Raw genomic sequence first — 20,715 nt, 5'->3', positions numbered from 1 at the left:
CGGCAGGCGGACGTTTGACGGGTTCTGTTAATTGAGTGGCCTCTGTCAACCGCGGCTTTGTAACTTGTGCCTGCGGGCTGTGCCGCTTACACCGCTGCGTCGTCCCACACCCTTACACCCTTGCGCTCGGGGGAGCCCATGTCGTCCATGCCGTACGCCCTGCGTGCCAGACGTGCCGTCCGGGAGACCGTCTCCGGACTGCCCCGCGAGTTCTGGTGGCTGTGGACCAGCACCCTCGTCAACCGGCTCGGCGCCTTCGTCGCCACCTTCATGGCGCTGTACCTGACGCTCGACCGCGGTTACTCGGCCACGTACGCCGGTCTGGTCGCCGCCCTGCACGGGCTCGGCGGGGTGATCTCCTCGCTGGGCGGCGGCGTGATGACCGACCGGCTGGGGCGGCGGCCGACGCTGTTGATCGCGCAGGCCTCGACCGCCGTGTCCGTCGCGATCCTCGGGTTCGTGCACCACCCGGTCGCGATCGCCGGCGTCGCGTTCCTCGTGGGCATGGCCAGCAACGCGTCCCGGCCCGCCGTGCAGGCGATGATGGCGGACATCGTGCGGCCGGAGGACCGTATCCGCGCCTTCTCCCTCAACTACTGGGCCATCAACCTCGGCTTCGCCGTGTCCTCCATGGCCGCCGGGTTCATCGCCGAGGTCAGCTATCGCGCCGGGTTCCTGCTCGAGGCGGGGATGACGATGGTCTGCGCGATCCTCGTCTTCCTGCGGCTGCCGGAGTCCAAGCCCGCCGAGACGGTGAGGACGGCCGTCGCCTCCGAGAAGACGGCCGTCGCCTCCGAGGAGACGGCCGCCGCCCCCGACAGCTCCGTCAGCCTCGGGACCGTACTGCGCGACGGGCGCTTCATGAGCGTCGTCGGACTGTCCTTCCTCGTCGCGCTGATCTTCCAGCAGGGCTCGATCGGGCTGCCGGTGGCGATGGGCGAGGCCGGGTTCACGCCAGCCGAGTACGGCATGGCGATCGCCGTGAACGGCGTCCTGATCGTCGTACTCCAGATCCCGGTCACGCGGTTCATCGAGCACCGCGACCCCCGCCGGCTGCTCGTCATCTCCTCGCTCCTCGCGGGGTACGGCTTCGGACTCACCGCCTTCGCCGGGTCGGTCGGCGTCATCGCCCTCACGGTGTGCGTGTGGACGCTGGCCGAGATCGTCAACGCGCCGACGCAGACGGGTCTCGTCGTCCGGCTGTCCCCGCTCCACGGACGCGGTCGCTACCAGGGGATGTACACCATGTCCTGGTCCGTCGCCGCGCTTGTCGCCCCGCTGATGTCCGGCTTCGTCATCGACCGGTTCGGGGCGGAGTGGCTGTGGGGGCTGTGCGCGGTGGTCGGGACGGTGGCCGGGCTGGGGTACGGGGCGTTGATGCGGCGGCTGCCGGAGGAGAAGCCGGCTGAACCGGCTGAACCTGCCGCCGGTGCCCTGGGGCAGGTCCCGGAGCGTTCCGCGTCCGGCCCCTGATCCGTTTCCGGGATGTTCCCGATGGTGTGCGGATACGGCGCTTGATGAGCTGTTCCCATGACCCACCACCGGCAGCAGCAGTCAGCCCGTCGCCTCCCCGCCGTCCTCTCCGTCCTCGCCGCCCTCGTCGGCACGGCCATGCTCGCCGTCGCCACCTCCGCGGGGGCCGGTCCGTCCCACCGCCCGCCGTCCCGATTACAGCCGGAGGGCCAGGCAGCCCATGCCACGACCCGGGCCGTGCTGAACGAGATCGTCGCGCAGGGCACCCCGGGCGTCATCGCCCAGGTCCGCGACCGGCACGGAGTGTGGGACGGCCGGGCCGGTGTCCGCAGGCTCGGCTCGGAGCGGCCGCGGAGCACCCACGAGAGGTTCCGCATCGCCAGCGTGACCAAGACCTTCACCGCCACGGCGCTGCTCAAGCTGGAAGCCGAGGGAAAGCTGTCGCTGGACGACAGCGTGGCCAAGTGGCTGCCGGGAGTGGTGCGCGGCAACGGGTACCGGCCCGGGCACATCACCGTGCGGCACCTCCTCAACCACACGAGCGGGATCTTCGACTACAACATGGACGCCGGCTTCCGGGCCGGGTACGCGGGCGACGAGTTCGACCGCAACCGGTACACCAGGTGGTCCCCCGGGGAACTGGTGGACATCGCGCTCGCCCACCCGCCGAACTTCCAGCCGGAGCAGGGCAGCAAGCCCGGCCGACCCGGCAAGTGGGACTACTCGGACACCAACTACGTCCTGGCCGGCATGATCATAGAGAAGGCCACGGGCTGCAGTTACGCGCACGCCGTCGAGCGCCTCGTCATACGACCGCTCGGTCTGCGCGGCACGAGCGCGCCGGGCACCTCGCCCGGGCTGCCCTCACCCCACGCGCGGCACTACTCGACGCTCTTCGAGGACGGGCCGCAGGCGAAGGTGCGCGACGTCACCGAGTTCAGTCCCACGGTCGCCTTCTCCGCAGGGCAGATGATCTCGACCGTGGGCGACGTGAACACCTTCCTGTCCAGGCTGCTGGCCGGTGACCTGCTGCCGCCCGCACAGCAGCGGCAACTCCTCGACGCCGTCCCCGTCGACGGGGACAAGGGCCACGGCGGCCCGCAGGACGTCTACGGCCTGGGCCTACGGCACTTCAAGCTGGCGGAGGGCTGCTGGGCCTGGGGGCACGGCGGCATGATCCCCGGCTCCGCGACCCGCACCCTCGCCTCGGCGGACGGCCGGCAGGTCATGACCATGAACCGCAACGGCGACTGGGGCGAGCAGCGACTGGAGGACGCCGCTGTCGCATCCGAGTTCTGCCGGAGCGCTCCCTGAGACGGGCCGACCGCACCGCTCACCTCACGAGACCGTCAACGGCACCGGATGGATCTCGTCCGCCTTGTGCCCCGCGCGTTCGTGGATGCGCTGGACCGCTTCCGCGGAGGGTGCCTCGGAGAGGCAGTAGACGAGGCCGGACTCCGGGTCCGCCCAGGCCGCCTCGAAGTGGACGCTCTCGTCCTTCTCTATGGCGAGGTCCGCGTCGTGGGCCTCGCGCAGCTGCGCTTCCGTGATGCCCTTCATGCTGTGGTGGACATCCATGAACTTGGCCATGACGTCGCGCCTCCTTCCCAGTAGCCGGCGGTACGCCAGGACAGCGGGCGTACTTCCATGGTCCGCCCGTACGGGCACGGAGGCGACCACAACGCCGCAGGGCCCCGGCGGCGAGCCACCGGAGCCCTGCTGGTCGTACGAACGGTGCCGGCGTCAGCCGCACTGGCAGGGGCTGCCCGACTGGCACCCGCAGCCGCAGCCCGAGCCGCAGCCGCACGCGGCGACCAGGGGCAGGTTCCTGATCTCGACGGGCTGCTCGGTCTGGCGATCCTGCGTGGGGTCGGGCGTGGTGTCGGGGGATTCGGCCATGGGTCCCTCCTCAAGGCTGGTGCCTGTGCCCATTGGATGCCCGCTGCACTGGGCGCATCAACGGCGCACAGAGGCGCCCGCGCCCCAGCGACCGAAGGTCAGGCGCTCTCCGACCCCGTCACCGCCTGGATCTCCGGCTGTACGTCCGTCGTCTGGAGCTCGTCCGCGTGCTCACCCGTCACCAGGTACACCACCCGCTTGGCGACCGAGACCGCGTGGTCGGCGAACCGCTCGTAGTAGCGGCCGAGCAGCGTCACGTCCACGGCCGTCTCGATGCCGTGCTTCCAGCGGTCGTCCATCAGGTGCTGGAAGAGCGTGCGGTGCAGCAGGTCCATCGCGTCGTCGTCCTGCTCCAGCTGGAGCGCCAGGTCGACGTCCTTGGTGATGATCACCTCGGCGGCCTTGGCCATCAGGCGCTGGGCGAGCTGGCCCATCTCCAGGATGGTGGCGTGCAGGTCGCTCGGGACCGCGCGGTCCGGGTAGCGCAGGCGCGCGAGCTTCGCCACGTGCTGGGCGAGGTCGCCCGAGCGCTCCAGGTCGGCCGACATGCGCAGCGACGTGACGACGATGCGCAGGTCCGTCGCCACCGGCTGCTGCCGGGCCAGCAGGGCAATGGCCCGGGCCTCCAGGTCGTGCTGGAGCTCGTCGACCTTCTGGTCGGCCTCGATGACGTTCTCGGCCAGCTTCAGGTCGGAGTCGAGCATGGCGGTGGTGGCGCGCCCGATCGCCGAGCCGACCAGCCGGGCCATCTCCACCAGACCGTCGCCGATCGAGTCCAGTTCCTCGTGGTACGCGTCCCGCATCAGGCTTCCCTCTCGTGCGTCTGGGTCGGGGGTTCATAGGGCCAGGGCCCACCGAACAACCAGCGGTACGACTGTCCTATTACCGATGGTCCGAACCCCACGCTCCCACGTTCCGGCCCGTACGCGTCCGTTTCCGTCATCCCAAATGAACCAATACTGGCTCCAAGGTGAACTCTGGGCGACGAGTGTTCGAGCTCGTAGCCCGACGGCTGTGGCCCGTGCCCGTCCCATGCCTAACCTGGGTACATGGACGTGAACGCGGCGGTCGCCGCAGCGGCTGCGATCGCCGGGGTGCTCACCGGCGTCATCGCCATGCTGGCGTTCCGCTGGAGTGAGCGCGAACAGAAGCGCCCGACACGAACCTCCCTGCACACGGATCCGGTGCTGCCCCCGGGCGTGGACACCGTCCTGTCGGTCCTCAGGTCCTCCGCCGTCGTGCTCGACGAGGCGGACGCCGTGGTCAAGGCCAGCTCGGCGGCGTACGCCCTCGGCCTGGTCCGCGGCGGCAAGCTCGCCGTCGAGCCGATGCTCCAGATGGCCCGGGACACCCGGCGCGACGGGGAGATACGCCAGGTCGAGCTGGACCTGCCGCGGCGCGGGACCGGACGCGGGGAGGCCCTGGCCGTCTCGGCGCGGGTCGCGCCGCTCGGCTCCCGGCTGGTGCTGCTGCTCGTGGAGGACCTCACCGAGGCCCGCCGGATCGAGGCGGTCCGGCGTGACTTCGTGGCCAACGTGAGCCACGAGCTGAAGACGCCCGTCGGCGCCCTCTCCCTGCTGTCCGAGGCCGTCATGGACGCCTCCGACGACCCCGAGGCCGTGGAGCGGTTCGCCGGGCGCATGCAGATCGAGGCCACCCGGCTCACCAGCCTGGTGCAGGAGCTGATCGACCTGTCGCGGGTGCAGAACGACGATCCGCTGGAGGACGCCGAGCCCGTGCGCGTCGACGAGCTCGTCGCCGAGGCCATAGACCGCTGCCGGCACCAGGCCGGCACCAAACAGATCACCATGGCCGCGGGCGGCACCGCCGACCTGCACGTGTGGGGCAACCGCGGCCAGCTCGCCGCCGCCCTCGGCAACCTCGTCGAGAACGCGGTCAACTACTCGCCCGCCCGCACCCGCGTCGGCATAGCGGCCCGCAGGGTGAACGCAGCCGGCGGGGAACACATCGAGATCGCCGTCACCGACCAGGGCATCGGCATCTCCGACAAGGACAAGGAGCGCATCTTCGAGCGCTTCTATCGCGTCGACCCGGCCCGCTCCCGTGCCACCGGTGGTACGGGACTGGGGCTGGCGATCGTGAAGCACGTGGCCGCCTCGCACGGCGGGGAGGTCACGGTGTGGAGCGCCGAAGGCCAGGGCTCCACCTTCACCCTGCGGCTGCCGGAGGCCGGTGCGGCCCGCGACCGCGCACATCAGCAGCCCGCCCGATCAGCACGCGCAGGAGGCGCGGGCCTCGACGAAGAGGCCGGGCGGTCCACCCCCACATCCCCCGAATCAACCGCGTACGAAACGCTTCCTGCCCCGGAGGTCCTTCCGTGACCCGAGTGCTCGTCGTCGAGGACGAGGAGTCCTTCTCCGACGCCCTGTCGTACATGCTCCGCAAGGAGGGCTTCGAGGTCGCCGTCGCGACCACCGGGCCCGACGGACTCGACGAGTTCGAGCGCAACGGCGCCGACCTCGTCCTTCTCGACCTGATGCTGCCCGGCCTGCCGGGCACCGAGGTGTGCCGCCAGCTGCGCGGCCGCTCCAACGTCCCCGTCATCATGGTGACCGCCAAGGACAGCGAGATCGACAAGGTCGTCGGCCTGGAGATAGGAGCCGACGACTACGTCACCAAGCCCTTCTCCTCGCGCGAACTGGTCGCCCGTATCCGGGCCGTGCTGCGCCGCCGCGGTGAGCCGGAGGAGGTGACCCCTGCCGCGCTGGAGGCCGGCCCGGTCCGCATGGACGTCGACCGGCACGTGGTCACCGTCGGCGGCACCAAGGTCGACCTGCCGCTGAAGGAGTTCGACCTGCTGGAGATGCTGCTGCGCAACGCCGGCCGCGTGCTGACCCGCATGCAGCTCATCGACCGGGTCTGGGGCGCCGACTACGTCGGTGACACCAAGACCCTCGACGTCCACGTCAAGCGCCTTCGCGCCAAGATCGAGCCGGACCCGGGCGCCCCGCGCTACCTGGTCACGGTCCGCGGCCTGGGCTACAAGTTCGAGCCGTAAGCCGGCCGCGTAGGACGAACGCGAAAGGGCGGGACCTCACAGGAGGTCCCGCCCTTTCGTACGACTGCCTCGCGCAGGCTCAGTGCCCGGCGCCTGCGCCCGTCGACGCGCTCGCGGACGCCGCGTCGGTCGGCGTGCCCGGCGACTCGTGGCCACCCGGGGTCTCACCGGCGGCGGGGCTCTCCGTCCCGGCCGGCGAGCCGGAGGGGGAGCCCGAGGCGCCCGGCGCGGCCGGGACCTCGGTCGGGCCCCACTCGGTGAAGTGGTGCTCGGCGGGGACGACGAACGCGCGCAGGCTCACGTCACCGGTCTTGCTGAAGGTGAAGGTGACCTCCTGGGCGTTGCCGTCCTGGGCGGCCTCGCGGCCGCTCGGCAGCACGGCCGTGGCGTTGTCCTTGCCGCCCAGGACCAGGCTGCCACCGGCCGGGATGCTCAGGCTGCCGCCCTTGGCGGGCTTGAGCTCGGCCTTCTCGCCGGTGCCGGGGAGAGTGATGGACTCCAGCGTCTCGGCGGTGCTGCCGGAGTTGAAGAAGGTGGCGGAGATCGCGGCCGGGCCGGTCGACTCGAGGTCGGGCTGCGTGATCACGATCGCGTTCTGGACCTTGATGTTGCCGACGCTCGTCGCCGCGTGGTCCGGCTGGATCTCGAGGGTCTGCGCGTTGTTGCCGGCACCGCACGCGGCGAGCGAGGCGACGGAGAACGCGATGGCGGCGGCGGCGAGGGCGCCGCGTCGAAGGCTGCTGCTCACGGCGGCGGCAACTCCTTGACTCGAGAGCGGAGCGGCCGATAAAGCCGCCCTAAGTGTCTGTCAGCGGGCCTCAGGTTACCGAGCCGTTCCGGCGCGGCCGCACCCGACCCCCCGGCACCTGTGATCCCACCTGGGCCACAGTGACTCCTGGGTCACATTGGCGGGGTGCTCGTCCGGCATTCACATAAGAGCCTCGGACAGCAGCGCAAATTTTCCGTGAAGGAATGTGCGGACCACCTGGGAATTGATCACCGACGGCTCGCCCGGACGCCTCGTGATCAATTCCGGATTCGACCGGAACCCGGCTCGGGCCGCCGAACGGAGTAGCGGAAGTCGATCATACAGAACCGGACATATGGGGATGTTCGGCCGCTTGGAGGGGGCTCCGGATGTGTGTAACGTACGCGTTTCGCTCGGCCTGGAGAGCCGCTCCGACCTGCGAATACCTTCTTCCATCCCCTGTCCGAAGCACGTTCCTGTTGGACTTGTCAAGCCCCGAGATGTGCCCTGACCTGCGAAAACGCCATTCAGAACCCGCAGTTTCCGTGTTACTCTGGATAGCCACGGAAGGGGTACCTGTCACATGACGTTCAAGGTTGGCGACACCGTGGTCTATCCCCATCACGGGGCCGCGCTGATCGAGGCTATCGAAACTCGCCAGATCAAAGGCGTGGACAAGACCTACTTGGTGCTGAAGGTCGCCCAGGGTGACCTGACAGTGCGTGTGCCAGCGGACAATGCGGAGTTCGTCGGCGTGCGTGATGTGGTCGGTCAGGACGGGCTGGACCGGGTCTTCGAGGTGCTGCGCGCGCCGTACGCCGAGGAGCCCACGAACTGGTCCCGTCGTTACAAGGCAAACCTGGAGAAGCTCGCCTCGGGCGATGTCATCAAGGTCGCGGAAGTGGTGCGTGACCTGTGGCGTCGTGAGCGCGAGCGTGGACTCTCCGCTGGTGAGAAGCGCATGCTCGCCAAGGCCCGCCAGATTCTGGTGAGCGAACTCGCTCTCGCGGAGAACACCAACGAGGACAAGGCCGAGGCCCTGCTCGACGAGGTTCTCGCCTCCTGAGGCGGCGCCTGTCGCTCAGCACTCAGCAACATCGAAATGCCGCGGTGCCCGATGACGATTCTTCTGTCGCCGGGCGCTGCGGCATGTTCGTACGCGGACGCCGAATGCGCCGTCATCGCCGGATGTGTTATCACTCACGATCCGGTGCTTGGCGTGCCGGGCCCGGGCAGCCGGCTCGACCAGCGTCACGGAAGGGTCCGGTCGAGCGCGTCGCGCCCGGCACTCCTCCAGGCCATACCCACGCCAGGGCAACACACAAACCTGACAGGAACCGATGTCTGACGTTTCGCGCCCCTCGCCGTCGGCCGCCTCTGCGGCAGCCCGTACGGCGGCCGTGATCCCGGCCGCCGGCCGTGGTGTACGGCTCGGCCCGGGCGCCCCCAAGGCGCTCCGCGCGCTGGGCGGCACCCCCATGCTCATCCACGCGGTCCGCGCGATGGCCGCCTCCCGCGCCGTCTCGCTGGTCGTCGTCGTGGCCCCGCCCGACGGTGCCGCCGAGGTCAAGTCGCTGCTCGACGCGCACGCGCTGCCCGAGCGCACCGACTTCCTCGTCGTACCGGGCGGGCAGACCCGCCAGGAGTCCGTGAAGCTCGGCCTGGACGCGCTGCCGCCCGGCCACGACATCGTGCTGGTGCACGACGCGGCCCGGCCGCTGGTGCCGGTGGACACGGTCGACGCCGTGATCGAGGCCGTACGCGAGGGCGCCCCGGCCGTGGTCCCGGCGCTGCCGCTCGCCGACACCGTCAAGCAGGTCGAGCCCGCCCAGGCGCCCGGCGAGCCGGAGCCGGTCGTCGCGACGCCGGAGCGCGCGCGGCTGAGGGCGGTCCAGACGCCGCAGGGGTTCGACCGGGCGACGCTGGTACGGGCGCACGAGGCGGTGTCCTCAGACGTCACCGACGACGCCGGCATGGTCGAGCAGCTCGGCATCACGGTCGTGGCGGTGCCCGGCCACGAGGAGGCGTTCAAGGTCACCCGGCCCCTGGACCTGGTGCTCGCGGAGGCGGTCCTGGCCCGCAGGAGGCTCAACGATGGCTTCTGACCCGATGCCCGAGGTGCCCCTGCCCCGGGTCGGCATCGGCACCGACATCCACGCCTTCGAGGAGGGTCGCGAGTTGTGGTGCGCCGGCCTGAAGTGGGAGGGCGAGGGACCGGGCCTCGCGGGCCACTCGGACGCGGACGTCGTCGCGCACGCCGCGTGCAACGCGCTGTTCTCGGCGGCGGGCCTCGGCGACCTCGGCCGGCACTTCGGCACGGGCCGCCCCCAGTGGTCCGGCGCGTCCGGCGTCACGCTGCTGACGGAGGCGGCCCGGATCGTCCGCGAGGCGGGCTTCCGCATCGGCAACATCGCCGTACAGGTCGTGGGCCCGAGGCCGAAGATCGGCAAACGGCGGGACGAGGCGGAAAAGCTCCTGTCGGAGGCGGCGGGAGCACCGGTGTCGGTGTCGGGCGCGACGACGGACGGACTGGGCTTCCCGGGACGCGAGGAGGGCCTGATGGCGGTGGCCACGGCGTTGGTCGTGCGAGTCGGGTGAAAGGCGCTGCCCCACGCACCCCCACGGCCTACTACCCTGGTCCCGTGACTATTCGCCTGTACGACACCAGCGCCCGGCAGATCCGTGACTTCTCCCCGCTCAAGCCGGGTTGCGTCTCGATCTACCTGTGCGGTGCCACCGTGCAGGCCGCACCGCACATCGGGCACATCCGGTCGGGTCTGAACTTCGACATCCTGCGCCGCTGGTTCGCCTACCGCGGCTACGACGTCACGTTCGTGCGGAACGTCACGGACATCGACGACAAGATCATCACCAAGTCGGCCGAGCAGAACCGGCCCTGGTGGGCCATCGGCTACGAGAACGAGCGCGCGTTCAACGACGGCTACCACGCCCTCGGCTGCCTGCCGCCGACCTACGAGCCGCGCGCCACGGGGCACGTGACCGAGATGGTCGAGATGATGCGCGGCCTCATCGAGCGCGGGCACGCCTACGAGGCCGACGGCAGCGTCTACTTCGACGTCCGGTCCTGGCCCTCCTACCTGGAGCTGTCCCGGCAGGACCTCGACGAGATGCGGCAGCCCGCCGAGGAGGGCATCACCGGCAAGCGCGACCCGCGCGACTTCGCCATGTGGAAGGCGGCCAAGCCCGGCGAGCCGGACTGGGAGACGCCGTGGGGCCGCGGCCGCCCGGGCTGGCACCTGGAGTGCTCGGCGATGGCGCACAAGTACCTCGGCACCGCCTTCGACATCCACGGCGGCGGCCTCGACCTGGTCTTCCCGCACCACGAGAACGAGATCGCCCAGGCCAAGGCCTACGGCGACGACTTCGCCCAGTACTGGGTGCACAACGCCTGGGTCACCATGAGCGGCGAGAAGATGTCCAAGTCGCTCGGCAACTCGGTCCTGGTCGGCGAGATGGTCAAGCGCTGGCGGCCCATCGTGCTGCGCTACTACCTCGGCACCCCGCACTACCGCTCGACGATCGAGTACAGCGAGGAGGCGCTGCGCGAGGCCGAGTCGGCGTTCGCGCGGATCGAGGGCTTCGTACAGCGCGTGGTGGAGAAGGCCGGTGCCGTCGAGCCCGCCGCACAGGTGCCGCTGGCCTTCGCCGAGGCGATGGACGACGACCTGGGCGTGCCGCAGGCGCTCGCCGTGGTGCACACCACGGTCCGGCAGGGCAACAGCGCGCTGGCCGCCGACGACAAGGAAGCCGCGGTGGCCCGGCTCGCCGAGGTCCGCGCCATGCTCGGCGTCCTCGGACTCGACCCGCTCGACGCCCACTGGGCCGGGGAGAGCGACCGCGGCGCCGATCTGCACGGCGTGGTCGACACGCTCGTCCGCATGGTCCTCGACCAGCGCGAGGCCGCCCGGGCCCGCAAGGACTGGACCACCGCGGACGCCATCCGCGACCAGCTGAGCCAGTCCGGCCTGGTCATCGAGGACAGCCCGCAAGGGCCGCGCTGGAGCCTCGGACCGCGCTGAGATCAGCGCCGGGACGAGATCTGCAGCTGATCGATTGTGCCGCCCGGGCCTCCGGGCGGCACACTGCACAGACGTAACAGACGTACGTACGAACCACTTCACGGAGACGGGTAGCTCATGGCCGCGAACAACCGCCGCATGTCCGGCAAGAAGGGCGCGCAGGTCGGCAGTGGCGGCAAGCGACGCCGGAGCCTGGAAGGCAAGGGGCCGACGCCCCCCGCCGAGATGCGCAAGGGCCACGCCAAGCAGCGCGCGGCCCAGGCCAAGTCGCGCCGCGCCCAGGGCCGCACCAAGGGCCCGCGAGGCAGGGGCACCTCCGAGCTCGTCGTCGGGCGCAACCCCGTCGTCGAGGCGCTGCGCGAGGGCGTGCCGGCGTCCACGCTGTACGTGCAGCAGTTCATCGACAGCGACGAGCGGGTGCGCGAGGCGCTGCAACTGGCCTCCGAGCGCGGCGGCATCAACCTCATGGAGGCCCCGCGCCCCGAGCTCGATCGGATGACGAACGGGCTGAACCACCAGGGGCTCGTGCTCCAGGTCCCGCCGTACACGTACGCCCACCCGCAGGACCTCGCCGACGCCGCCCTCGACGACGGCGAGGACCCGCTGATCGTCGCGCTCGACGGTGTCACCGACCCGCGCAACCTCGGCGCGGTCGTCCGCTCCGTCTCCGCCTTCGGCGGGCACGGCGTCGTCGTGCCCGAGCGGCGGGCCGCCGGGATGACGGCGGGTGCCTGGAAGACGTCCGCCGGCGCGGCCGCCCGTACGCCCGTCGCCCGCGCCACCAACCTGACGCGCGCCCTCGAGGCGTACAAGAAGGCCGGCATCGTGGTCGTCGGTCTGGCCGCCGACGGCGAGGTCGAACTCGGTGAGCTGGAGGCCCTGGGCGGGCCAGTCGCCATCGTCGTCGGCAGCGAGGGCAAGGGGCTGTCCCGGCTGGTCGGGGAGACCTGCGACTTCCGGGTGCGGATCCCGATGCCGGGCGGCACCGAGTCGCTCAACGCCGGTGTGGCGGCGGGCATCGTGCTGTACGAGGCGGTCCGCCGGCGCAGCTGAACAGGCATCCGCCACCTCACCCGTACGGGTTAATTCCGGGAACATCGGGGCGACGAGGACAAGCTTGACGGGGTCCGGACAGATCCGGCGAGTCAAAGCAGTGTCCTATCCCGACGTCACTCGGTTAGATGAGTGTGGACACCAGAACACCCCGCACACCCACGGGGGACCGCTCGTCGGGACTCGACGACGCTCCCGCGCTGAGCATGGTGAAGGTGCCGAGCGACCCGGCGCAGGTCATCGTCAACCACGCGAGCTTCCGCGTGCAGTTGGGCGTCTCGACGCGTCGCACCCTGTCCCCACGGGTCGCACGGCATCTGACCGCCGCCGAGGACACCGCCCGCATCCCCGTCACCGCGGCGGACGGGGCCGCCACCCGCCGCCGGCCCGTCGTCTGGAGCGGCAAGTCCGCGCCCGACGACACCGGCGCCCACCGGCTCCTCCAGGCCATCCGGCACGAGAGCGTCCGCCACCCCGACGAGCCCGCCACCGACACCGGGGCCACCCAGGTCATCTCCCGCGTGGGCACCGACCCGCAGGCCCCGGGCTACGGCGCCGGATACCAGGACGGCGGCTACGGCGGCACGGGCTACGAGGGCGGCTACCAGGACGACCTCACCCAGACGGTCGAGACCCCCGTCGTGGGCCCGCAGCGCACGCACGAGCCCGCCGACGGCACCCGACTGCTGCCGCCCATGCGCACGGTCGCCGGCGCCTACGACGAACCCGCCTACGAGGAAGGGGGGTTCGAGGACCTCCCCGCCGAGGCGGACGACACCGAGCGGCCCGTCAAGCGCCACGGCGACGACCCGGCACGGCACGCCTACTACCCGGGCCGCCGGATGAACCTCGGCGTCGTCCTGCTCCCGCTGCGCGTCTTCCTCGGCTCCATCTCCATCTACGCCGGCATGGGCAAGCTGTGCGACCCCGTCTACTTCGACGGCGGCAAGCGCGGCTCCATGGTCACGTGGCTGAACACCCTGCACCCCTGGGAAGTCGCCGAGCCGCTGCGCCAGTTCGCCCTCCAGCACCCGGTCGGCTCCGGACTGGTCATCGCCTTCGCCCAGGTCATCGTCGGCGTCCTGACGGTCCTCGGCTGCTGGCAGCGCGTCGCCGCCTTCTTCGGCGCCCTGCTCTCGGCCGCGCTGCTGGTCACCGTCAGCTGGAAGAGCGTCCCCGCCTACCAGACCCCCGACATCATCTACCTCGCCGCCTGGTCACCGCTGATCATCGCCGGCGCCCCCGTCTACTCCGTCGACGGCCGACTGGCCGGCAGTGCCTGGCGCCGCCTCGGACCCCGCTCCAACATCTGGGACCTGCGCCGCTACGTGCTGCGCCGCGGCGCCCTCGTCACCGCCGTCGCCGTCGGCCTCACCCTGCTCGTCGGCTCGCTGCTCGGCGGCGCCGTCCGCGACGACGACCGGGTCGTCGTCCCCGGCCCCGGCGAGGCCCCGCGCAACGAACTGCCCGGCTCCCCGCTCCCGGGCGAACCCGGCAAGCGGCAGGACAGGCGGACCCCGTCGGCCCCCACCTCGCCCACCCAGGGCGCCACGGCCGGCTCGGCCAGCCCCAGCGCGGGCACCACGACCAGGCCGGGAGCCACGCGGGACGTCGGCACCGTCACCGGCGGTTCGCCCAGCCAGACCCAGGGCAGCGCGGGCCAGGCCCCGCCCCAGCAGTCCTCCCCGGTCGGCCAGGCCCCGAGCACCAGCTCCGGCCCCACCTCCGGCGGCCCCTCCGGAGGCACGGCGACCGGCGGCTCGGGCTCCGGCGGGGGCGACGGCGGCTCCTCGTCCACGGGCCGACCGGGCCTGGTGGGCGGCCTGCTGGGCTAACCGGCAGAGCCAGGCAACAGAAGGGCCCCGCACGTCGAAGGTGCGGGGCCCTTCTGTTGCCGAGGGGCAGCGGACTCAAGGGGCATGGGGCTGTACGGCCCTCAGCGCCCCATAGCCGACAGTTCCTTCGCGGCCTCCGTCAGATCCTTCGCCGTATCGATCGCACGCCAATACGACCCCTGAGGGATCGTGAACCCGGCCAGCTTCCGCTCGCGGGCCAGCCGGGGAAACGTCGTGCGCTCGTGGTCCCCCCGGTCCGGCAGCAGCCCCGCGAACTCGGGGGAGAAGACATACACGCCCGCGTTGATCTCGAAGGTCGACGGCGGGGCCTCGATGAAGTCCGTGATGCGGCCAAAGCCGTCCGTCTTCACCGCGCCCCACGGCAGGCGCGGCCGGGCCAGGGCCAGCGTCGCGACGGCGTCCCGCTCGGTGTGGAAGTCCGCCATGTCACGCAGCGAGAACCGGGTCCAGATGTCGCCGTTCGTGGCGTACCAGGGCTGGTCCGGGTGGGGCAGATGCGCGGCGGCGTACTTGAGGCCGCCGCCCCGGCCGAGGGGCTCGGACTCCACGACGGTGGTGACGGAGACGGGCAGATCGGCCGTCTCCAGCCACTTCTCGAGCACCTCGGCGAGGTGGCCGCAGGAGACCACCACGTCCGTCACGCCCTCCTCGGCGAGCCAGGACAGCTGATGGCCGATGATCGGGGTCCCCGTCCCGGGGATCTCGACCATCGGCTTGGGCCGGTCGTCGGTGTACGGACGTAGCCGGGAGCCCTGGCCACCGGCCAGAACGACGGCTTGAACGGGGCGGGACGCGGCGCTCGGATCGCTCATGAGACCGAACTGTACGTGGCGTCCCGCCCGGGACCGCGGTGGAGGAAGGTACTCGCGTCAGTCGTTGCCGGCTTCCCACCCCTCTCGTTCGGCGGCGGGGCGGTGCGCTCAGCTGTGCGCGGCCGCGACGCCCGTGGCGAAGGCGGTGTCGCAGACCGGGCGGGCGTAGGACTGGGCGCGCGTCGGGCCGTAGACCCGGACGGCGGCCTGGCCGAGGGCGCGGGCGATGGAGGCGCAGTGCTTCGCCAGCGACGGACGGCCGTTGACGGCCTGCTGGAGGTGGGTGAGGGCGACGCCCGGGTTCTCCTCCTGGAGCTCGGTGAGCAGCGTGTCGCGCAGGACGTCCTGCGGGGCGCGCTTGGCGGCCCGCGCGGTGCCGGTGGACGTGCTGGTGTCCGCGGCGGTGAGCACCGGGTCGGAGGGGCTTCCCGACCAGTTGACTCGGGTGACCGCGAGGGTCCCGGAGAGCACCAGGACGACGGGCAGGACGAAAGCGAGGGTGCGGCCGATCCGGCGGGCGGGGCCCCGGCCGCGTCGCGTCTGTTGGTTAGTGGAGTGCTTCACGCGTGTGAGGGTAGCGCGGAGTGATGGTTTATAGACATTGAGTCACCGGTTCGGGGGATGAGAGAGTGCCCATTTTTGGGTAACGCGTTGACGCACACGACTCGAAACGTCCGGTCTGCCGGGGTATTTGTCGACAACGAGAAGGGCCCCGCAGCGCGCTGCGGGGCCCTCTTCGTCACTTGGGTGATTCACCCGGGGTTGTGCGTTTGCTGGTGGGTCAGTCGGACAGGCGCTCGCCCGTGGAGGTCGAGAACACGTGGGTCTCGCCGGAGCGCGGGACGATGTGCAGCGTGCTGCCCTTCTCCGGGACGTCACGGCCGCTGACGCGGACCACGAGGTCCTTGGAGTCGTCGCCGACCTTCGCCGTGCCGTAGACGTAGGCGTCGGCGCCCAGCTCCTCGACGACGTTGACGGTGACCGCGAGGCCCAGCTCGGCGTCCGGACCGGCCACGTCGAAGTGCTCGGGGCGGACACCGACGGTGACGGTCTTGTCGGTGGTGGCGGCGAGCGCGTCGCGCTGCACCGGCACGACCGACTTGCCGAACTTCACGCCGCCGTCGGTCACCGGGACCTCGACGAGGTTCATCGCCGGGGAGCCGATGAAGCCGGCCACGAAGAGGTTGGCGGGCTTGTCGTACATGCTGCGCGGGGTGTCGATCTGCTGGAGCAGACCGTCCTTGAGGACCGCCACGCGGTCGCCCATCGTCATGGCCTCGACCTGGTCGTGGGTGACGTAGACGGTGGTGATGCCCAGGCGGCGCTGGAGCGAGGCGATCTGTGTACGCGTGGACACACGGAGCTTGGCGTCCAGGTTGGACAGCGGCTCGTCCATGAGGAACACCTGCGGCTCACGCACGATGGCGCGGCCCATGGCGACACGCTGGCGCTGACCACCGGAGAGCGCCTTCGGCTTGCGGTCCAGGTACTCGGTGAGGTCGAGGATCTTCGCGGCCTCCTCGACCTTCTGCCGGATCTCCGCCTTGTTGACGCCGGCGATCTTGAGCGCGAAGCCCATGTTGTCGGCGACGGTCATGTGCGGGTAGAGCGCGTAGTTCTGGAACACCATGGCGATGTCCCGGTCCTTCGGCGGCAGGTGGGTGACGTCGCGGTCGCCGATGCGGATGGCGCCGGCGTTGACGTCCTCGAGCCCCGCGAGCATGCGGAGCGAGGTGGACTTGCCGCAGCCGGACGGGCCGACGAGGACGAGGAACTCGCCGTCCTCGATGTCGATCTCCAGCGCGTCAACAGCGGGCTTGGTGGAACCCGGGTAGATCCGGGTCGCCTTGTCGAACGAGACAGTGGCCATGATGAGTGAACCCCTTCTACCGGCAGGAACGTGCCGGACGATCCGAGTAGGAAGGCGGTGCCACGACGGGTATTCCGTTGTGGTGTAGTCCACGCGTGTGAACTGGCTCAGGACGGTACCCGGCGTTCATCTGTCTGTCAGTACCTCCGGGCCTGTGAACTTCGCGGAAATTTTCGAAGCGGCGGTCATGCCTCCTCGTACCGGCCCGCCAGCACCGCCACCGCCCGGGCGACGGCCTGCCGCAGTCCGGGCGGCCCGAGCACCTCCGCCTCCGCCCCCAGCCGGAGGAGATCACCGACCGCCACGGCCTCCGCCTCCACGGGCAGCTCCACCTCCACCCAGCCGTCCCCGTCCGGCGCCCCGACGCCCTCCAGGGCCCGTGCACCCGCCGCCCCGAACTGCATCGGCAGCAGCCGCTGCCCGCGCGGGGAGAGCCGCACCCGCGCGACACCCTGCTGCACAGCGGCCTCCATGCGCCGGGACGACTCCTCCCAATGGGCGGCCAGGTCGAAGCCGGCCGGACGGTCGAAGGTCTCCCCGGTGTCCTCCACGACCAGCACGCGCGACACCCGGTACGTCCGTACGGCCCCCTGCGCCAGGGCGACCAAGTACCAGATGCCGCCCTTCAGGACGAGCCCCAGCGGCCGCACCTCCCGGTGCACCTCGCCGCGCCACCGCCGGTAGTGCATCCGCAGCACCCGCTGCTCCCACACGGCCGCTGCCACCGCCTCAAGGCACGGCACCGGATCGGCCTCCCGGAACCAGGCAGGCGCATCCAGGTGGAACCGCTCCTGGACCCGCCGCGCCTGCCCGGCCAGTTCCGCGGGCAGAGCGGCCTGCACCTTCAGCTGGGCACTGGCCAGCACCGCCCCCAGCCCCAGGTCTCGCGCGGGGCCGGGCATCCCGGCGAGGAACAGCGACCCGGCCTCGGCGTCGGTCAGGCCGGTCAGCCGCGTCCGGTACCCGTCGACCAGCCGGTAGCCCCCCTCGGGCCCCCGGTCCGCGCACACCGGCACACCCGCCGCGCCCAGCGCCTCGACGTCCCGGTAGACCGTCCGCACCGACACCTCCAGCTCGGCGGCGAGCTCGGGAGCGGTCATGCGTCCGCGGTTCTGGAGCAGCAGGAGCAGGGAGAGGAGCCGGTCGGCGCGCATGGATGCCATTGTCCGGCGTCCGGCGGCGTACCTGACAGAAGATGTCAGGTACGGGGATCAGGGTGGTCTCCAGACGCCTTCACGGGCCCGTCCGGCCCCTGATCGAGAGGACCACCCATGCCCGGAACCCGGACCACCACCGGTCACTTCACCTTCGCCGATTGGCAGGAACGTGTGATCGGCCCGAGCGAGGACACGAACCCACGGGTCGCCCACGCCTCCGTCCGGAACACCTTCAACGGCGGCATCGAGGCGGCCGGGACGATCTGCGAGTACACCATCGTCTACGTCACCCCCAAGACCGGCTCCTTCGCCGGCATGGAGCTGCTCACCGGCCGCCTCGACGGGCGGGAGGGGAGCTTCGCCGTCGAGGAACGGGGGTCGTTCGACGAGGACGGAACCGTGCACTGCGCCTTCGAGGTGGTGGAGGGCTCCGGGAACGGGGAGCTGTCCGGATTGAAGGGGAAGGGCGGGTTCACCGCGCGGCACGGGGAGGCGGCCGTGGCGTACCGGTTCGAGTACGAGGTGGAGTGAGAGCGGGCGGACCGGAACTTCGTGGCTCGGGGTAACGGGCTCTGTGTACAGTGGTGCCGCCTCGCGTACGGCGTCATAGTGCGCGTGCCTCCTTAGCTCAGCTGGCCAGAGCAACGCACTTGTAATGCGTAGGTCGTCGGTTCGAATCCGACAGGGGGCTCGACAGCCCAGGTCAGATCGTCTCCGACCTGGGCTCTTTCCTGTTCCGGACATCGCTGAGGGCATCGGTGCTGTCCACCCACTGGTCGATCGCGCCGGTGTCGGGCAGGGAGCGGAGGTCCGGGTCCGTGATGCGGGCGCGGAGTGCCGCTGTGAAGCGTTCGGCGTGGAGGACCTGGAACGGGCGGCTGTGGTACGGGCGGGTGGTGGGGTCGACGGGGTCCGTGATCGCGAGGTCGTTGTGGTGGGCGGCGATCGCCTCGTAGGCGTGCTTGAGGTGGTGCTCGCGGGTGTGCCAGTCGGGGGCCGCCAGCGCTGCGGTCAGGGTGGGGGTGAGCGCCGCGCCCCGGGGGGTCGCGGTGAAGGCGGTGCCGAGCCACTTGCTGTAGGGCGGGTAGCGGCGGTTCATGAGGAGGCTCAGGCGCATCAGGTCGCGGGTCAGGCGGGCGGCGACGATCGCGGAGCCGAGTTCGTCGCCCACCTCGCCGCAGCGGCCTACGAAGGCCTCCTCCTGGGAGACGCGTTTCCACTGGCAGGCCAGGACGTACAGCCAGATCTCGTGCGGGTACCAGCGCAGGGCGGTGCGGGCCGGGGCGAGCCGGTCCAGGCCGTCGTGGAAGACGGCGCCCGCGGTGGCCTCGGCCAGGCGTTGGGTGGGGATGGCCAGCCAGTCCGCCGTGGTGACGCCCTGGGCCGGATCGAAGCCGAGTTGGGACGTGAACCAGGTGCCGGGGGCCGTGATGTCGACGCGGTGGTGGACCGGCCCGTCGGTGCCGGTCATGACGCGAATGTCGGTGCCCGGGTCGTCGCCGGTGCGGGCGAAGTGGGTGGGGTGGCCGAGGAAGGTTTTCGGGAGGCGGTGGGAGAGGAGGGCGGTGAGGCCGGGGCCGTGTGTCCCGGCGTCCTCGGGGCGCAGGAAGAGCTGGAGGCGTGGGCCCCACTCGTGGTCGGCCGAGCGTGGGGTGTCGTAGCCGAGGACCTCGGAGCCGCTGCCGAGGCGGGCGGCGGAGTGGGGGATGCCGGGGAGGGCCTCGTCCAGGAGTGGGCGTACGGCCTCGGTGTAGAAGCGGCGGGAGAGCTCCAGGCCGGGGAGGAAGGGGGGCATGGGTCAGACGGCGTGTCCGCGCAGGCGGCGGGCGATCTCGAGTTGGTCGTCGTCCAGGGGGCGGCCGTCCTCGATGTCCCACAGGGCGTTCTGCAGGAGGCGGCCGAGGGTCCAGGCGCGGGCGCGGGGGCGGTCCAGGGCGAGGACGTCGGTCATGGCGTCGAAGCGCCAGAGGATGTCGTCGGGGTCGTAGCGGTTGTCGATGGCCGGCCACAGTTCGAAGCCGGGGTCGCCGGCGAGGGGCTTGGGGTCGATGGCGAGCCAGGGGGCGCGGTCGGAGGCGAGGACGTTCTCGTAGTGCAGGTCCCAGTGCAGGAGCCGGTCGCCCGGTTCGTCGACGACCTCGCGTACGGCGGCGGCGCAGTCGGCGACGAGGCGGCGGGTCTCCGGGTCGGGGATGCGGTCGAGTGCCCACGGGGTCTGATCGAGCATGGCCCGGGCGATGTCGCCGAGGCGGCGCATGCCGGGCGGGGCGGGGAAGGAGGTGAGGTGGGCCAGGAGTTCCGCGATGGTGACGACGGCCTGGTGGGTGTCCGGGACGTGGGACAGCATGCGGGTCTCGTCGAGGCGTTCCAGCAGCATCGTGCCGGTGGGCTCGTCGTGGTCGAGGAGACGGACGGCTCCCTCGCCGTCCCAGGCGCGCAGCGCGACCGGTTCGCCTTCGCTCTCCTCGTCGAGGATCTGGAGCTTGAGGACCGCGGGGCTGCCGTCGGCGCGGACGACCGGGAGGACCAGGGCGGACACGCCGTGCATGGGCGGTCCGTCGGGCTTCAGTGCCCAGCGGTCGAGGAATCCGGCCGTCAGGTCCGGCAGTTCCTCGATGAAGGCGCGGCCCGCCTCGCCGTTGTACTTCTCCTGTGATGCCGCCAGCTCCCGGGGAATGTCGATCACTTTCGGCACGGTAGTGGGGTGGGGCGGGCGGGTCATGTGAATTAACTCCGGGCCGGGTCGGGCCGGAACAGGGCCCAGCTCGGGGTCTCGGCTTTCTCGCGG

At 71.2% G+C, this 20,715-nt stretch carries 21 protein-coding genes and 1 tRNA gene; 12 read left to right on the top strand and 10 right to left on the bottom strand.

Going from position 1 to position 20,715, the window contains the following annotated elements:
- The first annotated feature begins 147 nt into the window (after nucleotides 1–147).
- Entirely contained in the window at nucleotides 148–1,473 is a 1,326-nt protein-coding gene (locus tag ACIBNA_RS16360; protein WP_399165881.1) for an MDR family MFS transporter, read from the top strand.
- A gap of 57 nt (nucleotides 1,474–1,530) precedes the next feature.
- The gene (locus tag ACIBNA_RS16355) at nucleotides 1,531–2,787 is read left to right on the top strand and encodes a serine hydrolase domain-containing protein (RefSeq protein ID WP_399165865.1); all 1,257 of its coding nucleotides are present in this window, start codon (nucleotides 1,531–1,533) and stop codon (nucleotides 2,785–2,787) included.
- A gap of 24 nt (nucleotides 2,788–2,811) precedes the next feature.
- Here ACIBNA_RS16355 and ACIBNA_RS16350 read toward each other — a convergent pair whose 3' ends face one another.
- The 3 genes from ACIBNA_RS16350 to phoU all read right to left on the bottom strand — a co-directional run bounded on the left by ACIBNA_RS16350 (nucleotide 2,812) and on the right by phoU (nucleotide 4,175).
- Nucleotides 2,812–3,063 carry an SCO4226 family nickel-binding protein gene (locus tag ACIBNA_RS16350; protein WP_399165864.1) on the bottom strand — a complete coding sequence of 84 codons (252 nt, stop codon included), beginning with the start codon at nucleotides 3,061–3,063 and terminating at the stop codon, nucleotides 2,812–2,814.
- Between the two features lie 153 nt (nucleotides 3,064–3,216).
- The gene (locus ACIBNA_RS16345; protein WP_274817287.1) at nucleotides 3,217–3,372 is read right to left on the bottom strand and encodes a hypothetical protein; all 156 of its coding nucleotides are present in this window, start codon (nucleotides 3,370–3,372) and stop codon (nucleotides 3,217–3,219) included.
- Nucleotides 3,373–3,470: 98 nt separating this feature from the next.
- Nucleotides 3,471–4,175 (bottom strand): phosphate signaling complex protein PhoU, encoded by a 705-nt coding sequence (gene phoU, locus ACIBNA_RS16340; RefSeq protein WP_274817286.1) that lies wholly within the window; start codon nucleotides 4,173–4,175, stop codon nucleotides 3,471–3,473.
- A gap of 246 nt (nucleotides 4,176–4,421) precedes the next feature.
- Between phoU and ACIBNA_RS16335 the strand changes: the two genes are divergently transcribed.
- The gene (locus ACIBNA_RS16335) at nucleotides 4,422–5,714 is read left to right on the top strand and encodes a cell wall metabolism sensor histidine kinase WalK (protein WP_086602278.1); all 1,293 of its coding nucleotides are present in this window, start codon (nucleotides 4,422–4,424) and stop codon (nucleotides 5,712–5,714) included.
- Nucleotides 5,711–6,391 carry a response regulator transcription factor gene (locus ACIBNA_RS16330; protein ID WP_004929857.1) on the top strand — a complete coding sequence of 227 codons (681 nt, stop codon included), beginning with the start codon at nucleotides 5,711–5,713 and terminating at the stop codon, nucleotides 6,389–6,391. Before ACIBNA_RS16335 ends, ACIBNA_RS16330 begins: the two co-directional genes overlap by 4 nt.
- A 79-nt stretch (nucleotides 6,392–6,470) precedes the next feature.
- Here ACIBNA_RS16330 and ACIBNA_RS16325 read toward each other — a convergent pair whose 3' ends face one another.
- On the bottom strand, nucleotides 6,471–7,139 hold the full coding sequence (locus tag ACIBNA_RS16325) for a DUF461 domain-containing protein (RefSeq protein ID WP_399165863.1): 669 nt from the start codon (nucleotides 7,137–7,139) through the stop codon (nucleotides 6,471–6,473).
- A gap of 583 nt (nucleotides 7,140–7,722) precedes the next feature.
- On the opposite strand from ACIBNA_RS16325, the gene ACIBNA_RS16320 reads away from it, so the two are divergent.
- From ACIBNA_RS16320 to ACIBNA_RS16295, 6 genes are all read left to right on the top strand, one after another.
- A complete protein-coding gene (locus tag ACIBNA_RS16320; RefSeq protein WP_003953493.1) occupies nucleotides 7,723–8,205 on the top strand; it encodes a CarD family transcriptional regulator in 483 nt (160 codons plus the stop codon).
- A 274-nt stretch (nucleotides 8,206–8,479) separates the two neighbouring features.
- Nucleotides 8,480–9,244, top strand: a complete 765-nt coding sequence (gene ispD / locus ACIBNA_RS16315) for a 2-C-methyl-D-erythritol 4-phosphate cytidylyltransferase (RefSeq protein ID WP_399165862.1) — start codon at nucleotides 8,480–8,482, stop codon at nucleotides 9,242–9,244.
- A complete protein-coding gene (gene ispF / locus ACIBNA_RS16310) occupies nucleotides 9,234–9,737 on the top strand; it encodes a 2-C-methyl-D-erythritol 2,4-cyclodiphosphate synthase (protein ID WP_399165861.1) in 504 nt (167 codons plus the stop codon). The genes ispD and ispF overlap by 11 nt, the downstream gene beginning before the upstream one ends.
- A 44-nt stretch (nucleotides 9,738–9,781) precedes the next feature.
- Nucleotides 9,782–11,179, top strand: a complete 1,398-nt coding sequence (cysS, locus tag ACIBNA_RS16305; RefSeq protein ID WP_399165860.1) for a cysteine--tRNA ligase — start codon at nucleotides 9,782–9,784, stop codon at nucleotides 11,177–11,179.
- Between the two features lie 117 nt (nucleotides 11,180–11,296).
- Complete coding sequence (gene rlmB / locus ACIBNA_RS16300; RefSeq protein ID WP_274817277.1) at nucleotides 11,297–12,232, top strand: 23S rRNA (guanosine(2251)-2'-O)-methyltransferase RlmB; 936 nt, start codon at nucleotides 11,297–11,299, stop codon at nucleotides 12,230–12,232.
- Nucleotides 12,233–12,360: 128 nt separating this feature from the next.
- Nucleotides 12,361–14,067, top strand: a complete 1,707-nt coding sequence (locus tag ACIBNA_RS16295; RefSeq protein ID WP_399165859.1) for a DoxX family protein — start codon at nucleotides 12,361–12,363, stop codon at nucleotides 14,065–14,067.
- Nucleotides 14,068–14,168: 101 nt separating this feature from the next.
- On the opposite strand, the gene ACIBNA_RS16290 is transcribed toward ACIBNA_RS16295, so the two are convergent.
- From ACIBNA_RS16290 to ACIBNA_RS16275, 4 genes are all read right to left on the bottom strand, one after another.
- Nucleotides 14,169–14,900 (bottom strand): NDP-sugar synthase, encoded by a 732-nt coding sequence (locus ACIBNA_RS16290; RefSeq protein WP_399165858.1) that lies wholly within the window; start codon nucleotides 14,898–14,900, stop codon nucleotides 14,169–14,171.
- Between the two features lie 108 nt (nucleotides 14,901–15,008).
- Nucleotides 15,009–15,464, bottom strand: a complete 456-nt coding sequence (locus ACIBNA_RS16285; RefSeq protein WP_399165857.1) for a hypothetical protein — start codon at nucleotides 15,462–15,464, stop codon at nucleotides 15,009–15,011.
- A gap of 217 nt (nucleotides 15,465–15,681) precedes the next feature.
- A complete protein-coding gene (locus ACIBNA_RS16280) occupies nucleotides 15,682–16,770 on the bottom strand; it encodes an ABC transporter ATP-binding protein (protein WP_274817274.1) in 1,089 nt (362 codons plus the stop codon).
- 185 nt (nucleotides 16,771–16,955) lie between these two features.
- Nucleotides 16,956–17,924, bottom strand: coding sequence for a helix-turn-helix transcriptional regulator (locus tag ACIBNA_RS16275; protein WP_399165856.1), 969 nt, complete (start codon nucleotides 17,922–17,924; stop codon nucleotides 16,956–16,958).
- Between the two features lie 117 nt (nucleotides 17,925–18,041).
- Between ACIBNA_RS16275 and ACIBNA_RS16270 the strand changes: the two genes are divergently transcribed.
- Both ACIBNA_RS16270 and ACIBNA_RS16265 read left to right on the top strand, forming a co-directional pair.
- On the top strand, nucleotides 18,042–18,458 hold the full coding sequence (locus ACIBNA_RS16270; protein ID WP_399165855.1) for a DUF3224 domain-containing protein: 417 nt from the start codon (nucleotides 18,042–18,044) through the stop codon (nucleotides 18,456–18,458).
- A gap of 86 nt (nucleotides 18,459–18,544) precedes the next feature.
- Nucleotides 18,545–18,618: transfer RNA gene (locus ACIBNA_RS16265), tRNA-Thr, on the top strand.
- A 12-nt stretch (nucleotides 18,619–18,630) separates the two neighbouring features.
- Here ACIBNA_RS16265 and ACIBNA_RS16260 read toward each other — a convergent pair.
- Nucleotides 18,631–19,722 (bottom strand): DUF4037 domain-containing protein, encoded by a 1,092-nt coding sequence (locus ACIBNA_RS16260; protein WP_399165854.1) that lies wholly within the window; start codon nucleotides 19,720–19,722, stop codon nucleotides 18,631–18,633.
- Between the two features lie 3 nt (nucleotides 19,723–19,725).
- Nucleotides 19,726–20,649 carry an aminoglycoside phosphotransferase family protein gene (locus ACIBNA_RS16255; RefSeq protein ID WP_399165853.1) on the bottom strand — a complete coding sequence of 308 codons (924 nt, stop codon included), beginning with the start codon at nucleotides 20,647–20,649 and terminating at the stop codon, nucleotides 19,726–19,728.
- Between the last annotated feature and the right edge of the window lie 66 nt (nucleotides 20,650–20,715).

The organism is Streptomyces sp. NPDC050164 (assembly GCF_044459945.1).
GTDB classification, from domain to species: Bacteria; Actinomycetota; Actinomycetes; order Streptomycetales; family Streptomycetaceae; genus Streptomyces; species Streptomyces coeruleorubidus_A.
Note: the sequence above shows the minus strand (reverse complement) of the source record. Positions and strands in the feature narration are given on the sequence as shown.